The organism is Arthrobacter livingstonensis, assembly GCF_003219815.1.
GTDB classification, from domain to species: Bacteria; Actinomycetota; Actinomycetes; order Actinomycetales; family Micrococcaceae; genus Specibacter; species Specibacter livingstonensis.
The window spans coordinates 1-16,454 of sequence record NZ_QJVD01000012.1; the positions used below are offsets into that span (position 1 = coordinate 1).

The 16,454-nt window shown below is 67.7% G+C and carries 16 protein-coding genes and 1 pseudogene; 2 read left to right on the plus strand and 15 right to left on the minus strand.

Features of this window, described 5'->3' with window-relative positions:
- A pseudogene (locus CVV68_RS23880) lies at positions 1–346 on the minus strand (hypothetical protein); the annotation flags it as partial.
- 278 nt (positions 347–624) lie between these two features.
- On the minus strand, positions 625–2,028 hold the full coding sequence (locus CVV68_RS12000) for an MFS transporter (protein ID WP_110501247.1): 1,404 nt from the start codon (positions 2,026–2,028) through the stop codon (positions 625–627).
- 113 nt (positions 2,029–2,141) lie between these two features.
- On the opposite strand from CVV68_RS12000, the gene CVV68_RS12005 reads away from it, so the two are divergent.
- Positions 2,142–3,320: a MalY/PatB family protein gene (locus tag CVV68_RS12005; RefSeq protein ID WP_110501248.1), complete on the plus strand. Its 1,179-nt coding sequence runs from the start codon at positions 2,142–2,144 to the stop codon at positions 3,318–3,320.
- Between the two features lie 71 nt (positions 3,321–3,391).
- Here the strand turns inward: CVV68_RS12005 and CVV68_RS12010 are convergent, their stop codons facing one another.
- On the minus strand, positions 3,392–4,276 hold the full coding sequence (locus CVV68_RS12010; protein ID WP_211320812.1) for a LysR family transcriptional regulator ArgP: 885 nt from the start codon (positions 4,274–4,276) through the stop codon (positions 3,392–3,394).
- A 69-nt stretch (positions 4,277–4,345) separates the two neighbouring features.
- Between CVV68_RS12010 and CVV68_RS12015 the strand changes: the two genes are divergently transcribed.
- On the plus strand, positions 4,346–4,966 hold the full coding sequence (locus CVV68_RS12015) for a LysE/ArgO family amino acid transporter (protein WP_110501249.1): 621 nt from the start codon (positions 4,346–4,348) through the stop codon (positions 4,964–4,966).
- Between the two features lie 80 nt (positions 4,967–5,046).
- Here CVV68_RS12015 and CVV68_RS12020 read toward each other — a convergent pair whose 3' ends face one another.
- The 12 genes from CVV68_RS12020 to CVV68_RS12075 form a co-directional block, all read right to left on the minus strand.
- On the minus strand, positions 5,047–5,454 hold the full coding sequence (locus CVV68_RS12020) for a hypothetical protein (protein ID WP_110501250.1): 408 nt from the start codon (positions 5,452–5,454) through the stop codon (positions 5,047–5,049).
- Between the two features lie 115 nt (positions 5,455–5,569).
- Entirely contained in the window at positions 5,570–6,706 is a 1,137-nt protein-coding gene (locus tag CVV68_RS12025; RefSeq protein ID WP_245933502.1) for a GmrSD restriction endonuclease domain-containing protein, read from the minus strand.
- An 83-nt stretch (positions 6,707–6,789) separates the two neighbouring features.
- Positions 6,790–7,626, minus strand: a complete 837-nt coding sequence (locus tag CVV68_RS12030) for an HAD family hydrolase (RefSeq protein ID WP_110501251.1) — start codon at positions 7,624–7,626, stop codon at positions 6,790–6,792.
- On the minus strand, positions 7,619–8,788 hold the full coding sequence (locus CVV68_RS12035) for a cysteine protease StiP family protein (protein WP_110501252.1): 1,170 nt from the start codon (positions 8,786–8,788) through the stop codon (positions 7,619–7,621). Before CVV68_RS12035 ends, CVV68_RS12030 begins: the two co-directional genes overlap by 8 nt.
- Positions 8,785–10,389: a phosphoribosyltransferase domain-containing protein gene (locus tag CVV68_RS12040; protein ID WP_110501253.1), complete on the minus strand. Its 1,605-nt coding sequence runs from the start codon at positions 10,387–10,389 to the stop codon at positions 8,785–8,787. Before CVV68_RS12040 ends, CVV68_RS12035 begins: the two co-directional genes overlap by 4 nt.
- A 128-nt stretch (positions 10,390–10,517) precedes the next feature.
- Positions 10,518–11,708, minus strand: coding sequence for an HpcH/HpaI aldolase/citrate lyase family protein (locus CVV68_RS12045; protein WP_110501254.1), 1,191 nt, complete (start codon positions 11,706–11,708; stop codon positions 10,518–10,520).
- 59 nt (positions 11,709–11,767) lie between these two features.
- Positions 11,768–12,745: a hypothetical protein gene (locus CVV68_RS12050; RefSeq protein ID WP_110501255.1), complete on the minus strand. Its 978-nt coding sequence runs from the start codon at positions 12,743–12,745 to the stop codon at positions 11,768–11,770.
- A 2-nt stretch (positions 12,746–12,747) separates the two neighbouring features.
- Positions 12,748–13,299, minus strand: a complete 552-nt coding sequence (locus CVV68_RS12055; protein ID WP_211320813.1) for a TerD family protein — start codon at positions 13,297–13,299, stop codon at positions 12,748–12,750.
- Positions 13,287–13,874 (minus strand): HIT family protein, encoded by a 588-nt coding sequence (locus CVV68_RS12060; RefSeq protein WP_110501256.1) that lies wholly within the window; start codon positions 13,872–13,874, stop codon positions 13,287–13,289. Before CVV68_RS12060 ends, CVV68_RS12055 begins: the two co-directional genes overlap by 13 nt.
- Positions 13,875–13,953: 79 nt before the next feature.
- Positions 13,954–15,147, minus strand: coding sequence for a toxic anion resistance protein (locus CVV68_RS12065; protein ID WP_110501257.1), 1,194 nt, complete (start codon positions 15,145–15,147; stop codon positions 13,954–13,956).
- Positions 15,148–15,208: 61 nt separating this feature from the next.
- Positions 15,209–15,790: a TerD family protein gene (locus CVV68_RS12070; RefSeq protein WP_110501258.1), complete on the minus strand. Its 582-nt coding sequence runs from the start codon at positions 15,788–15,790 to the stop codon at positions 15,209–15,211.
- Positions 15,791–15,863: 73 nt separating this feature from the next.
- A complete protein-coding gene (locus CVV68_RS12075) occupies positions 15,864–16,445 on the minus strand; it encodes a TerD family protein (RefSeq protein WP_110501259.1) in 582 nt (193 codons plus the stop codon).
- Positions 16,446–16,454: the final 9 nt, after the last annotated feature.

A 16,454-nucleotide genomic window follows, 5' to 3' on the forward strand; every position in this document is an offset into this window, starting at 1 on the left:
CAAGCAGAAGAGCGGCCGTGCCGGCCAGCACGGCACACCCTGGGGCGGAAGACACTGACGCCGCACCAACCCCGGCCGCTACCGAAACGTCAGCCAGGGAATCGACACCAACCCCGGCCGCCACGGCTTTGGAATCAACTGCCTTCGCGGGCTTCGGACCGGTCCGGGAGGGAGCGGGCGTGCCGCGGACGTCCCGAGCCGAGGGGGTGGCGGCAGTAGGAGCCACCGCGGGCTTCGGACCGTTCCGGGCGGGGCCGGGCGTGCGGGCAACGTCCTGAGTTGAGGGGTCAGCGGCAGTGGCCGCACCGTCTCCGGAGCCCTGCTCCAACCACTCCGGTGCCGCCACGCCGCTCACCTGCCCTGCCAGTCTCTGAAGGATTTCAACGAATATATATTCGCTAAGAATTAAAAAATCTTTGGTCCTTTACTACCTCTATTCTACGATCTCGGGCCGACATCCGGGCCGGAATCAAACCCCAAACGGCAAATCTGTGGACAACTTTTTTCGGCTGCATCATGGCCAGCCAAGAGCCGCGACAGGCACGGCCAACGTGGGCGGTTTTGGCAGGCCCGACCACCGGCGCGCCGGCCCGACCACCGGTGCGCCGGCCCATACCCAGCAGCTCAGTCGGCGTCGGCCATTTCCACCGTGAAGGGTTCCGGCGCGATCCGTCGCGCGCGCAGTCCCAGCACCACCATGGGCGCCAGCACGGCCAGGGCCACCATGTTGACCCAGAAGAACCCGCCAGCGGCAAGCACCGGCCCTGCCACGGCAGCCATTGCGGCAGCGCCGAAGTTCATCATCATGTCGTTGGCCCCCTGCAGCGGCACCCGGAATTCCTCGGACACGGACGCGTTGAGCAGCGACGAGCCCCCGATCAGGCACGCCGACCAGCCCAGCCCCAGCGTGGTGAGCGCGATGGACATTAACACCGGGCTGCTGCTGTCCGAGACGGCCGCGCCCAGCCCGATTGCCGCCAAAAGAATGCCGCACCCCAGTCCGACCACGCGCCCGGCGCCAAGCCGGTCCACGAGCCAGCCGAAAACGGGGCTCGCAGCGTACATGCCCAGGATGTGGAGGCTGATGACAATCCCAATAATCTCCAGCGAGTGCCCGTGCGCGTCCATCGCGACGGGCGTCATGACCATCACGCCGACCATGATCATGTGACCGCCCGTCACCGCAGCCAAGGCAAAAAGGGCCCGCGGGTTGTGGGAGGCCAAGCGCAGGGACGCCCACGCGCCGTACCGTCTGGAACTCCCGTGCCGTCTGGAAACCGTGCCCCACCTTGACGCCCTCCCTCGCCTTGAACTCATGCCCCGCCACGGCCGCACGACGGCGGGAGCCGGCTTCCCGGCGGCGTCCGGGTTGGGAGACTGGTCCGGCTTGGCAGTGACTTCCGCGCCGGCCGGGTCCTCCGGCTGTGCCGCGGCCGGGTGCGCCGTACCCAGGTAGAAGGTGGCGATGACCAGCGCGGCCGTGACGAATGCGACCAGGGAAAAGAGGAAGGGGCCGGACAGGGGAACCACGCCAAGGCGGATGCCGAGCTGGCGGCCGGGTTCGGACAGGTTGGGGCCGGCCACCGAACCCACCGTGGTGGCCCAGATGACGATCGCCATGGCCCGGCCGGCCTTTTCGGGCGAGGCTCCGTCGACGGCGGCGTAGCGGGCTTGCAGGCCGGAGGCGCTTGCGGCGCCGAAGAACAGCATGCCCACGGCCATCAGCCAAAACTGGCCTAGCGCGGCGGATACGAGAACCAGCGCGGCTCCGGCAGCTCCCAAGGCAAATCCCGTGCTCAACGCCCAGCGGCGGCCCGCCCGCACGGCAAGGTTGGCCAGCGGCACCGCCACGAGCCCGGCACCCAGGGTGGAGGCCGTCTGCACAAAGCCGGATGCCGCCGTCGTGCCGGCCAGTTGTGCGGCAAGGATCCCGCCGACAGAGATGCCGGAGGCCACGCCCACACCGGACAGGAGTTGGCCGGCGACGAGGACCCGCTGGTTTCGGCGGGCCGTGCTGGAAACGGTCATGGGTGGATTCTAGCGGCGAAGTGCCCTTCGGACCGGGTGGCGGCATATCCGGTGCGGTACGGCTGTGGAAAGATTCGGTGAAAGGCACATCTTCCACAACACCAGGGGCAGCCATGTTGGAAACACCAGCCCAAGCAGCAGTCGCTGCACGGTTTGACGCCATCACGGCGGAGCAGCTGCGGGACGTCGGCAGCCTGAAGTGGACGGGGTTTGCCCAGCTTCTGCCGGCGTGGGTGGCGGAGATGGACTTTGGCCTGGCGCCCCCCATCGCGAAGGCGGTGCAGAACGCCGTGGCGCAGGGGCTCACCGGCTATCTGCCAGCCGGACTGGTGGACGCGATGGGAGCGGCCTGCAGCGACTTCCTGCTGACCCGCCACGGCTGGGACGTGCCCGCGGACTGGATCCGTCCCGCGTCCGACGTCCTGACCGCCCTGGAGAGCACCATCAAGTACTTCAGCGCCCCCGGTGCCAGGATTGTGGTGCCCACCCCCGCGTACATGCCATTTCTGAAGCTGCCCAAAATCCATGGCCGGCAACTGGTGGAGGTGCCGCTGCTGCGCACTGATTCGTCGTGGGAAATGGACTATGCCGCCCTCGACGCGGCGCTCGCCGGCGGCGGTATGTTGGTGCTCTGCAATCCCCACAATCCGCTGGGCAAGGTATACAGCCGGGATGAGCTGCTCCGGATTTCAAAGATCGTGGCTGCCCGCGGCGCGCGCGTGTTCTCGGATGAAATCCATGCTCCGCTGGTGTACGACGGCGGCACCCACGTCCCGTACGCATCGGTCGGTTCTGCTGCGGCCGGGCACACGGTGACGGGCACCTCGGCGTCGAAGGCGTGGAACCTGGCTGGGCTGAAGGCTGCGCAAATGATATTTTCCAATGCCGCGGACCGCGAGAAGTGGGCCGAGGTGGGCGAATTTGCGGAACACGGCGCAAGCACACTGGGCGTGGTGGCAAACATCGCTGCGTACCGGGACGGCGGGCCGTGGCGCAGCGATGTACTGGGCTATCTGGACGGGAACCGGCAGTTGCTGGGCGAACTTTTGGGCGAACATTTGCCGGGTGCGGGCTGGCTGCGGCCCGCCGGGACGTACCTGGCATTCCTCGACTGCTCGCAACTGGGAATCGCAGGATCCTCGGCTGACTTCTTTCGGGAGGACGCAGGGGTGGTGCTGGTGAACGGCGCCGAATGCGGGGTCGCCGGCCGGGGATGGGTGCGGTTGAACTTCGCCGTCCCCCGCCCCATCCTGCGCAGGATTGTGGAACAGATGGGTGCCGCGCTGCACTAAACGCCGGATCCCGGCCGGATCCCGGGCAGCCCCCGCCGGACCCCGGGCAGCCCCCGGTGGGCCCCGGCCGGCTACGAAAGCGCGGCAGCCGCCGTCGTGGTGACGGCTGCGGTCAGCAGGTCCAGCGCCACGGACTGGATCTTCCATCGCTGCCAGTACAGCGGAATGCCGGTGACCCGGCCCGGCACCAGCTCCACGAGGCTCCCGGCCCGCAGTTCGCCGGCACAGTGCACCTCCGGCATGAGCCCCCAGCCGAGTCCCGCCCGGACGGCGGCGGCAAATTGCAGGGTGTCGGGGATGAAGTGTTGCGGGGCGGTGAGCCCGGCTCCGGCCACCGCGGCGAAGAAGTTGGATTGCAGGGTGTCGCTACGGTCGAATTGGATGGCCGGCGCGATCGCAAAGTGCGCGGTGTCGACGCCGTCGGGGAACCACCGGCGCAGGAAGCCAGCCGACGCCACGGCACGGTAGCGCAGCGCGCCGAGCGGCACCACGGAACAGCCCTGGACGGCGTCGGGCGTGGCCGTCACGGCGGCCATGACTGCCCCGGAGCGAAGCAGCCCGGCGGAATGTTGTTCATCTTCGCGCAGCACCTCAAAGGTCAGTCCCGATTCCGACGGAACGGCGGCCAGTGCGTCCACGAACCAGGTGGCCAGTGAATCGGCGTTGACCACCAGCGGGATGGCGGCGGTGGCGCCCGCGAGTCCCAGTTCCGCGGCGGCGTCGGCCTCCAGCTGGCGCAGCTGCCGGGCGAGCTTGTGCACAACGGCGCCCGGAGCCGTGGACTGAATGGGCGTGGTGCGCTGCAGCAGCACCTGTCCGGCGGCCTGTTCCATGGCCTTGATGCGCTGCGACACTGCGGATGCGCTCACGTGAAGTGTCCTGGCCGCCGCGTCAAAGGTGCCGTGTTCCAGCACGGCCAGGAAGGTGCGCAGCTGTTCCGTCTGGAAATTCAACATTAGTGTTCCTTATGTATCCCAAGAATAATTATCTGTACTGTATGTTCCCAGCCTAGTAGCTTCAAGGGTGTGACTCCACTGGACATCCTCTCGTCGGCAGGCACCGGCCTCGGCGCCGGGCTGGCCCTCATCATCGCCATTGGCGCGCAGAATGCCTTTGTGCTGCGCCAGGGCCTCCGCGGCGAACATGTTGGGTTGGTGGTTCTGGTCTGCATGCTCAGCGACGCCGTCCTCATTGCGGCCGGGATCTTCGGCATCGGCGAAGTGCTGCGGGCGGTGCCGGCCGTGGTCGTGGTGATCCGGCTGGCCGGAGCGGCATTCCTGCTTGCCTATGGTGTTCTCGCCGCCAAACGAGCGCTCCGGCCCGGCACCCTGACGGCCGGAGCGGAGCAGGGCGCGCTGGGGCGGAAAGCCGTGCTCGCCACCGCGCTGACGCTGACCTGGCTGAACCCGCATGTCTACCTGGACACGGTACTGCTGCTGGGCACCCTTGCGAACCAGCACGGCGGGCTGCGGTGGTGGTTTGGGGCGGGTGCGGTGCTGGGCAGCGTGCTGTGGTTCAGCGCCCTGGGCTTCGGCGCCAGGCTGCTGCGGCAGATATTTGCCAGGCCTGGCGCCTGGCGGGTGCTCGACGGCGTCATCGCCGTGGTCATGGTGCTGCTGGCCGTGCGGATGGCCTTCGCGTTCTAAGGCACGGCTTCTCAGGTACTTCTAAGGCACGACGGCGGATGGTCCCGTTCGCGCCCAACGTGCCCTCCGGCGTCGGGCGCCTAGATAAAGTCCATCTCCACCTGCAGGAACGCCTCGGCTGAGGTGATGGCGGCGGCGAATGCTTCCTTTTCGGTGGGCGACTGCTGTGGGGTGCGGGTGAACCATTCGTGGTTGTTCATGTGGACCTTGGTGAAGCCGCTGCCGGGCGGGGCATAAAACACGGCGAAGCGCTGCACGGGCCACTCGGGTCCGGTTTCAATGGCCACCAGGAGGGCCGCATTGAGTGCGGGGTTGAACCACTGGGCGATGGGGCGGCGGCGGTCCTGGTCGAAGAGCCCGCCGGCGTACCGTGAGGCGGGTTGGGGCCCCATTTCGGCGCACAGGCGGTCCCACCACAACGGCAGGATCTCGCTGTCGTGGCGAATCCACAGTGCCGGAACCACCGGCTGCTCATCGTGCGGGCCCATGCCTTAATTTTAGCCATTCCGGGCGCAGTTGCCAGTGGCCGGCGAGACTTATGAAAAGTGCTCGCGAAAAGGGGTGCGTGCCTCATTTGAGAAGTGCTCGCGAAATGGGCCCGCGCTATTCGCAGCCAATCCCGTCGCCGTCGCGGTCAAATTTGGCTTGAAAGCCCGGCTGGCCGACGCGGATGGGAGCGGCCCCGGCGGCCCTGACCGCGGTGCAGTTTTGGTAGAAGACCGCTGCAGGGGCCTGGACGAGGGGTGCCACGGGCTTGGCAGGGGGAGCTGCCGGTGGCGCGGCCGGTGCCACCTCGACCGGGGCGGCCTTAACCGGCGCCACCGGAGGTACGGCGGCGGGTTCCTCAGCTGGCGCGGTCTGGTTAGTGGGCACCTTTGTCCCGGAGCAGTCACCCAAAACCCGGGCCATGGCGTCGTGTTCGGCCGCGGTGATCCACAAACTGTAGGTGGCCTTGACGGAAATCTGCCGGGCCACGTAGTCGCAGCGGTACGCCTTGTTCGGCGGCAGCCAGGTGGCGGCGTCGCCGGCGCCCTTTTGCTGGTTGGCGGGCCCGTCCACGGCCAGCAGGTTCAGCGGGTCGTTGGCAAAAGCTGTGCGGCGTTCCACGGTCAGCTGCTGCGCACCCTTTTGCCAGGCATCGTTCAAGGCCACCACATGGTCAATCTGCACCCTGGCGCTGTTCGGCCCGCGCACAAAATCAATGGTGGAAGCGGTGTACGGGTCGGCCAGCACGCCGGTCAGCACCAGGCAGTCGCGCGTGCCCGGCTTGAAGGTCTTGGCCGTCAGGTCCCGGTCAAGGATGTCGTTGCGGGTGTCGCAGCCATTTTTGTCCACGTCCGCCCAGGCCTGGCCAAATTCGGCGCGGCTGTACCCGGTCTTCGGCGCCCGGCCCTTGATGGGCAGTGTGGCCAGGACATCCAGGGCCTTGGCAGCGAAGGCGGGCTGGACGTTGCCTGCCAGGTCGGCGCCGCCGGCATCGGGGACGGTCCCGCCGTCCAGCGGCGCGGGGTCTTCCTCCGTGGGCGAAGGCTCGGCCGTGGCTTCCGGCGTCGACGCTGCGGAGCTGCTGGGGGTGCCCTGCACGGTCGACGGAGGTGCGGCGGCAGGTGCCGGAGCGCCACCGCACGCCGTGGCCACCAACAAGACGGACGCGAACACCGAAGCCATGATGAAATCGGTGGCACGGTAGGTGCCGGCGGTGCCGGTGGTGCGGAACGTGGACGGTCGGGGCTTGGGCAAGGGGCGGCGCTCTTTCCTACGGATAAAGGGGGGACGGATCCAGCTTAGCCCGGGGTCACGACAGGCTCGACCACCGGACAGCCTCAGCTGCCGGCGTCCACCACGGCCAGGATCCGGCGCAGGATTTCCTCGCCCGCGAGCACTCCCCGGACGGAGGTGAGGGACAGGTTCGGGGCCAGGTATCCGGCGTCGTGCAGCTCACCGTGCAGGGGACGGAACGCAATGTCGGCCGCGGCCAGCATGTCAGCGTCCAAGAGGGAATCACCGGCGGCCAGGACCGTGCCGGCGCCCGTGCGGCGGGCCACCTCGGCCAGTGCGTCCGACTTCGTGACCGGCGCGGGCACGCAGTACAGTTTCCTTCCCTGCACGGACACGGTCCAGCCGGCCGCGGCGCACTCCGCCTGCAATTCCACCAAGAAGGCGTCCGGCATGACCTCACGGTCAACGATGGCGTAGACAAAGAGGTCCTCGGCGCGGTGCAGGCGCAGGATCCACCCGGAGAACGTGGGATTGGAAAGGAGCTCCTCCATGGACTCCAGCGGCGCGCAGCCGGCGGCAATCTGTGTGGTCAGGTGCCCCCGCCACTGCGGATCCGGCACGCCGCGGTGCAACAGCTTGCCGCCGTTGCTGGTGATGGCGTACTCGGGCACGGGCCCGGGCAGCCGCACACGCTCGTACTGCGCCTGGGTGCGGGTGGTGACGGGCACGAAGGTGGCCACCGCGGCCACCTTGAGCAGAAGGTCCTCTGCGGCGCGGGTCATATAGGAAAGGGGCGCGCCGTCGTACACCTCAGCCACCACCAGGGGAGGGGCATCCTTGTCCGTGCCCTCAAGCCACAACGCGTTTCTGGAGTAGATCAGCGTCCGGTCCAGGTCGCAGGCCGCCAGATACGGGCCGGTGCCGGAACGGGTCTCAGACATTGTGTGCGGCCCTGCCGTCGGCGCCCACGGCGCTTTTGTCGAACCGGGGATGGATCAGGCCAACGCAGCTGTACGCCAGCCCCGGGACTTCCTCCACGGGGGTGCCGCGCTGTTCGGCCAGCAGCAGCACATGCGCCACGTCCGCCCGGGCCAGGGGGTTCACCAGCACCCGCCACGGCACGCGGCGCAGCAGCACCCGCGTGGTTTCGCCGACGCCGGGCTTGACCAGGTTGACGTTGTTGATGCCGTACTCGGTGCTGATCCGTTCGACGGCGGCCCAGCCCGCCCAGCTGGGTGTGCGGTCCGCAGTTTGCAGGGCGGCCACATCGGCGGCCACGGCGCTGCGGACGGCGTCGAAGCGGGCGGAGATGGCGTCCAGGAACCCGCCGGAGACGTCGCTGGCGGCCAGCCCGGCGTAAAACTTGGCACCGTGGAAATCGTCCGGGCCAATGTGATCGGTGTTGAACACCGTGCGCGAGACCAGCCCGGACACCGTGGAGTTCAGGCAGGCCGACGGGATCAGGTAGTCTTCCCGCGTGCCGTACATCTCCACGCAGTGTCCGGGGTCCGCCAGCACGGCCAGGTCGGCGGGGAAGCGCACCCCGTCAGTCTCGGCAAAGAGGTCCACTGCGGCGGCCAGCTCACGGGAAATGGCGCCCTTGCCCGTCCAGCCGTCGACAAACAGGATCCGTGACGTCTCAAAGTTCGCCGCCAGGTAGCGCAGCGCGGTTTGGTCCAGGCCGATTCCGCGGACAATGCTCATGGTGAAGTGCGGGACGCTGATCCCGTGGACCTGCTGCGCCCAACGCCGCATCAGGATCCCGATGGGCGTTCCCGCCCGGGCCAGCGACACGAGCACCGGCCTGCCGCCGCGGGCCGCAAGCGCCTGCTCGGTGACCACGCCCACGGCACGGGCCACGCGCTCCCCGGAGCGTTCCACCGCTTCTTCGTAGAGAGCCTGGTATTCGGGGCTCGGCGTGTATTCCACCGGCAGCGACTCGGCGTAATTTGCCGCACCGGACTGGATGGCGCGCTCCCGGTCCGCCGTGGGCGCCTCCAACGCCACATGGCTGAGGTCCTTTAGCAGCCACCGGACTTCGTCGGCCGCATAGGAGCCAAAGGCCGGCCCGGCCAGCGGTGCGGGCAATGCGGTGCTGCTCATGGTGTGGCGTCCTCTGGTGCAGTGGCGGCGGTTTCGGTGGGGAGGGCGGGGCCGTCGCCGGGGATGTCGGCGGGCAAAAGGACAATGACGACGTCGTTGGCCGCGGCCCGCAGCACCTCGGCCAGCCCGGGGAGGCCAATGACCGGATTGCCTTCCAACAGGGCTGTGCTGTCGCTGCCGGGTTCCGGGATCACCACGATTGTGCCCGGGCGCCGGCCGGATCCACCCAGGTTGTAGGCAAAGCGGATGCCGGGACCGTCGGCGGCGTCGTCGTGGCTGGCGAAGGAAAGCGCCCCGGCAATCGCATAGTCCCCGCGGTCCAGCGGGACAATCGGCGAGCGGGTGGTGGTGGAAAACCGTACGCCGGAATCGGGAAGAAGCCGCTCCAGCTCGGCGGCGACAGCCAGCGGCAGCCCCATGTTTTCCTCGCACCCCACCACAGACACCGGCCCCTGACAGGACTGAAGTGCCAGCAGCCCCGCCACCTTGCGTGCCACGGTGGCAATGTCGTCGGGTTCCGGCGGACCGGCGTTGCCAAAGCGGTCGCTGCGCACCGGCGCAATATCCTCCGCCGTCAGTTCCAGCATGGTGAGCCGGCCGTGGGGCACTCGATCCGTCGCTGGCGCCCCGGCCGTTGGCGGTTCCCGCAGGGCAGGTTCCGGCAGCCTGCCGATCAGCTCCTGTGCGCGGTCCAGGATGTCCGGCCCCAGGTCAATGCGTCCGGTCCCGAGGGCTGCAACGGAAATCCGGCACCCCAGCCCGGCGGCCAGCTCGTGGAACCGCTGGCGGTCTTCGGGGGAGCGCAGGTCGATCAGCGCGGCCACCACATAGCTTTCACGGGGCACCAGGGCGTGCAGTTCGCGAATGGTGTTGATGACGGTGGAGCCGGTGCTGAGCTCGTCGTCCACCAGTACCACCGGCCCCGGACGCTCCAGCCAGCGCGGATCCGCAGGCACAATGCGGTGGGAGGTGGCGTGCGAATGGCCCTCCTGAAACCCTGCGGCAAGCGGTACCCCAGGCGTGGCGTGGCGGGTGGAGTGGATGTAGCAGGCACCCAGGGCGTTGGCCACCAGCCGCCCCAGCCCCGTGGCAGTCTCGGCAAAGCCCAGGACGACGGCGTCCCGCACCGGAGTGCGCAGCGCAGCGACCTGCGTGGAGAGGGCGGCAATGGCTCCGGCCCGTTCCGGGCCGGAGGAGCGCAGCACAACCGTGAGCTGTGTGGCCGCGCGTTGCAGGGGATCGTCGGTCGGCGGTACAGGTGTTGGTCCTGCGTGGTGCGGCGACCCGCGTTCGGCCAACGACGCAGGGTGCGTGCCGTCTTCACCGGCCAACCGGCTGTCCGCAAGTTGCCGGGCCACGAACGCGCCGAGCAGCCCACCGGAGGCAATCACCAAGGCGGGCTCGGTGGGCACGTGCTTAGCCAGGAGCTGCGAGACCAGCAGGTGCGCGCGTTTGGGGTTGCGGCGCAGGGCCAGCCCCACCAGGTCCTCCACGGCCACCGGACTGGCGGGGTCGCTGTGGATGTGCACGTCCAGTTCACTGGCCACGAAGCCGCCGGTCCACGTGCCGGGGGACACGGGAGCCACAGCGCCCGCAGACACGGCGCCCGGAGGTGGCGAGCCGGGGGACACGGTGCCAGGGGACGGCGTGCCGGGAGAAGGAGTGCCCGGGGACACGGTGCCGGGGGATGGGGTGCCGGGAGATGGTTTGCCCGGGGAAGAAGGGGAACTCACGCCATGCTCGCTTCCAGCAGGTCCACAAAGGTGACGCCCGCGGCCGCCACCCCAAACGCCCGGGCGCGCAGCAGCGTCCGCTGCGCCCAGGCCTGGTGGGGCTTCATCTCATTCATCTTGTTCCCGTACGGGGACGCCGCCGCGCCCCCTCCGACGTTGCCGGCAATGGCCCGCGCGTCCAGGAATTCCTCGTGGCTGACCACGTTCATGGCGTGGACCAGGGCGACGTGGCTGGGGTGGATCAGGGTCTTGCCCAGCAGGCCGTTGGCCAGGTCCAGTTCAATTTCACGGATCAGGGTGTCCAGGTTGGCTGTCATGATCCGGCGGCGCAGTTCCTTTTCGCTGGTCCTGGCGAAGGGGGTCAGCCGCAGCTGGGGGCGCAGTACCCGCTCGGTATTGGAAAAGTGCTCCCACACGGGGCCGCTGATGATGAAGCCGCCGTCGGGACGGCCCAGCACGTTGACGATGTCGCCGATGACATTGGCCACCACATTGACGTCGTAGATGGTCAGGTCGCGGGAGCGGCGCAGGCCGAAGGTGCTGGACATGTCCGTGGCGCCAATGCGCACCGCCAGCACGTCTTCGCGGTTGGCCCGCAGCAGCGCGTCAATGCCGGTCAGGGCCGCGGCGCGCGTCTCCATGTGGATGACCGTGCGGGACTCCAGGATCGGCATGATCCGCAGCCGCCGGGCGGCCCGTCCGCCGCGGGCGATCCCGTCCAGCCCCAGCTCGTCCTGGATCAGGTGCAGGGCATCGAGGAATGCGGCCGCCCGGCCGGACACGTTGTCGAACTTGGGGAGCACGAACCCGGTGAGCACGGCGAGGTCCGCTCCGGCGCGGCGGGCCAGGGAGCGCATCTGCTCTGCCGTGCGCACGCGGACAAACAGCATCGGCAGGTCTTCGCCGCTTTCCCCCAGCAGTGCCAGTGTCTTGACGACATTGTCCTCGGCGGCCGGCACGTCCGAGTCCGGGATGGAATCTTCCAGGCACAACACCATGCTGGTACAACCGGCGTCGCGCTGCCGCAGCACATCCTTGACCAGGTCCTGGCGGTTGGCCGGGGTGTAAAGGGTGCCGCCCAGGGCAACGGCCAGGAGCCCGGGATCACTGTCGGAGGTGAGCTCCTCCGGCTGCCGGTAAAAGAGCCGGACCAGCTGGGAGTGCGTCAGGTGGCGGAAGTGTCGCATGGGCCCTTTCAAACTCGTTTTTCAAGCACGGTTTCGCTTCAAGCATTGCGTCGAAGTCGCTAGCGGCGATAGGCGGCAACGGGTGCCTGGTGGGTCATGGTGAAGTCGAATTCCTGCCAAATCTGCTGATCTTCCCAGGACTCCGGCACGGGCTCTGACCGCAACTCCAGCACGTTGCCGATCCGGTGCACCAGCAGCACCATTTGGGTGCCGTCGGCCGACGGCGGCAGCGCCACCGACGCGCCGCTGAAGATCCGCACGCCCATGGGCTGGCTGCTGCGGTTGATGAAAATGGCGCGGCGCAATTCGCGCACATGCCGAAGGGTAATCAGCGCGTTCTGACCGTCGTAGCCCACGAGGGGCCGGTTGCCGCTGGTCTTCACCGGCGAGCCGGCCGTGTGGCCGGCATTGTCCGCACCGCCCACCACGCGCCGGACGCTTTCCCAGGCCATGGCCGTGCTGCCGACGACCACCAGTGTCCCCACGGCCGATTCCAGCGGCGTGAGCCGCAGCAGCCGCTCCTGCAGGTTCAGTTCATACACGTCGTGGATTCCCGGCGCCGCAAACAGCAGCCCCACCTCGTGGTCCGCCACCCTCGCGGCCTCGCGCTGGGCGGCCAGCTTCTGTGCGCGCGGGTTCATGGGTGACGCCGGGGTGTTGCCTCCGAGCACCAGCCCGCCTGGGCGTGCGGAGGGCCGGGCCGACGGCGCCGGAGCTGCCGGTGCAGGGGAGGAGGTCCGGGCGCGGCTGCCGCCCAGTACCAGTCCCCCTGAATGGTGGTCCGCCGTCTCTGCAGGTGCCGTTGACGACGCCGGTGAGGGGGTGGCCGAGGGCCGGCTGAGACTCAGTCCGGCTGAAGCCGATGGGGCCGGGTGCGCAGGGTTCGACTGGACAGGGGCTGCAGGCTGCACCGGCGGCCGGGCCGACGGCATATCCGTTGCCCCGGAGGCGGTGCCGGCAGCCGCCGGGTCCACGGGCTTGATCCGGCGCCGCAGGTACGGCAGGTCGGTGCGCGGGGCGGAGGAACGGTTGACCATGGCTACAGGGCGATCCCGTAGTCCTTGGCCACGCCGGCCAGACCCGTGCTGTACCCCTGGCCCAGGGCGCGGAACTTCCAGTCGCCGCGGTGCCGGTACAGTTCGCCGAAGATCACGGCCGTCGCCGAATCGAGGGTGGTGGCCGGAATGTCGAAGCGCACCAGCTCGCGGTTCTCCGCCGTGGCAACACGGATGTGTGAATCGCGCACTGAGGCAAAGCTGCCCCTGCCGCGCACGTCCGGGTCGACATAAACAAAGAAGACGATCTTGGCGACGTCTTCAGGGACCCGGCCCAGTTCAACGTCAATCTGCTCCTGGTCGGCGTCCCCGGCAAACGTGACGGCGGCATCGGCGCTGACCAGCTGGTTGAAAAATACCAGGTGGTCGTTGGAAAGGGCCTGGCCCCCGGCATCGCACATCACGGCGAAGGGGACCAACTCGGCGGCCGGGCCGTGGCTGGGAATGGCGTCCCAGCCCAGGCCGACCACCACGTGGTCCAGGCCGGGGTTCTCCATGGTCAGGGCGGCATTGGCCCCGGCAATCAGTGATGCCACGGTTGGCCCTCCAAGCGCAACGGGTCCCTTTCGGTCGGTGGCTCCTCTGTGGATTGGTGCACCGCTGGCTGGTGTTCGAGCTGCAGGGCCGCGTCCTGTCCGGCAAACTTATCCGCGAGGAAGCGCCCGTGCGTGGACAGTTCCTCCACGGCACCAATGCGGATCTGGTTGAGCAGGTCTGCCAGGGTTTCCTCCAGCGTCGCGAGCTGCTCGGCGAACATGAAAGTTGCCTTGGATTCCTCGTTGTGGTGTGCCGGCGGGAGGGACAGGTAGGACTGCAGCGGTGAGGGGATGTAGTCGCAGATCATGGCGTTGAGCAGCACGCGCTGTTCGGTGGAGCAGCCGCGGATGCCGATGTCGGTGACGGCCTCGCGCAGCAGGTCCCCCAACTGGCGCAGTTGGGAGGAAAGCAGGGGCGGCAGGTGGCTGCCGGAGCGGCGCACGGCGGCCCTGAGCTTGTCCACGGCGGCACCCATCTGGGCGATCTCCCGGGCCACCGTGTCCTCATGGGAAACCACGGGAACGGCAGGAGCCGGACCGCCCCCAAAGAGACCACCTACAAAACGGCCAATCATCGCACTTTCCTCAAGTTTCGTCGTCGTACGTCAAGGCTACTCCGGGCCGCTGACATGGCAGCCCGGAGTGCCGACGGGGTCAGTCGCGGTCCGACTGGCGGGAGCGTTCGAGGTACGGCTTGGCTTTGGCCAGCCCGGACTCGAGGGCCTGCACGGTGCCTTCCATGTTCTTGGCCGCGGAGGCGCGGAAGGTGTCGATGGCGTCCATGGTTTCAAAGACGTTGTCGAAGGCCTTCTGCAGCGTGTCCACACTGACGCCGGAACTGGCCGCCTGCTGGTGGATGCGCACCGTCTGGTCCTTGAGCATTTCCGAGGTCTTCAGGATCATGTTGTTCGTGGTGGTGTTGATGGCGTCGATCTGGTCGAGCACCATTTTCTGGTTCGCCAGCGCCTGCGCCACGATGACAGCCGTGCGCAGGGCGGAGATGGTGGTGGTGCGGGCCCGGTCAACACCCTTGATCAGCTCAAGGTTGTTTTTGCGGACCAGGTCCATGGCCAGGTAGCCCTGCACCGACACGGCGAGCTGGGTCAGGATGTCCTGGTGGCGCTGGCGAATGGGGAAGAGGACGTCGGCCTCAAGCTTCTGGGCCTGCTCCACCTGGCCGGAGGCGCGGGTGGCGTCAATCTTTTCCACGCAGGCCCCGTCCAGCGCCTTGGCGAAGACGGCGTACTCGCTCAGGCTCTGCATGGTCTCCCACAGCTTGACCTTTTCCCCCGCCAGGCTGGCGTTGTCCTTGAGGAGCTCATCCTGGCCGGCCATGAGCGACTTGATGATGGCGTCCAGCTGGGTCTGGGCGGACTCGTATTTTTGGAAGTACTTCGCCAGCTTGTTCCCGCCCGGGATGAAACCGAGAATCTTGCGGCCCGTGCCAAGGTCGGCGTTGTTGGGGGTCAGTTCCTCGACGGTGGTGCGCAGCTGGTTCAGCGTGCCGGCCACCTGGGCCTGGGCGCCGTTGCCGCTCTTCTTTGCCCCGGCCACGGAGGTGGTGGAACGTTCCAGCATGCGGCTGGAGGCGTCCGACGACGACGTCATCTCCGAGCCGGCCAGCTTCGTGATGCCGTCCACCTTGGTGCTGAATTCGGGGCTGCGCGCATCAAAGGTGGCGATTTCGGCAATGTATTCCTTGGCCTGGCGGCTGATTTCGGTTTGGCGCTCCGCCGGGACGGGGACCATGCCGGGGGCCTGCTCGGGCGCGACGATCTCGGGTGCGTCGGGGGCCTTGAGCACCAGTGAAACTTCGGCGTCAGTGGGTGGGGTGAGCGGAGATGTCATGGTTTTTATCCAGTTTCGGTTGCGGAGGACACTGTGCGGTGGTGGGGCCAGAAAGCGGGGCTTAACCCAGGGGTACGCCGAAATCGGTGGCGATGCCGGACAGGCCGGTTGCGTAGCCCTGGCCGACGGCCTTGAACTTCCATTCGGCGCCATTGCGGTAGATCTCGGCGAAGAGCATGGAAGTTTCCGGCGCCGCGTCCTCGCTCAGGTCAAAGCGCACGATTTCCTGCTCACTGCCCTGGTTGACGACACGGCAGTACGCCCCGCGCACCTGGCCGAAATTCTGCCTGCGCTCATCGGCCTTGTCAATGGAGACCACAATGACCACGCGGTCCACGTCGGCGGCAATCTTGGCCAGGTCGATGAGGATGGTTTCATCGTCGCCCTCGCCCACGCCGGAGCGGTTGTCGCCCTGGTGCATCACTGAACCGTCCTTGGCGGACGGCTGGTTATAGAAGATGAAATCGTCGGCGGAACGGACCTTGCCATTGGCGCCCAGCAGCAGCGCCGAGGCATCCAGGTCAAAGGCCTCACCCGTGGTGGTCCGGGGATCCCAGCCCAATCCCACAAGTGCCTGCTGCAGGCCGGGATCGGCCTTGGTCAGGGAGAGGTTGTTACCTTTTTCAAGTGTCAGTCCAGCCATGAATTCATGCCTTCTTCCGTGGTTGATTCAAGTTTCCGGTGCCCTGCGGGTGCACCGGGACTACCGGTGGTGCCTAGTCCAGAACAATGCCAAAATCGGTGGCGATGCCGTGCAGGCCACTGGCGTAGCCCTGGCCCACGGCACGGAACTTCCATTCGGCACCGTTGCGGTAGATCTCGGCAAAGACCATTGACGTTTCGGAGGCGGCGTCCTCGGACAGGTCGTAGCGGACGATCTCCTGGTCGGTGTGCTGGTTGACCACGCGGCAGAAGGCCTCGCGGACCTGGCCGAAGTTCTGGTGGCGGGCATCGGCCTGGTCGATGGAGACCACAATGACGACGCGTTCGACCTCGGCCGAGACCGTATCGAGCTTGATCAGGATCTGCTCGTCGTCGCCCTCGCCCTCGCCGGTGCGGTTGTCGCCCTGGTGGACAACGGAGCCGTCCTTGGCTTCGAGCTGGTTGTAGAAGATGAAGTCGTCGTTGTTGCGGACCTTGCCGTTGGCGCCGATCAGGATGGCCGAGGCGTCCAGGTCAAATGCCTCCCCGCTGGTGGTGCGGGGGTCCCATCCCAGACCGACCATGGCCTGCTGCAGGCCCGGATCGGCCTTGGTCAGGGAGAGGTTGCTGCCCTTGGAAAGTGTCAAAGATGCCATGCGGTGGAC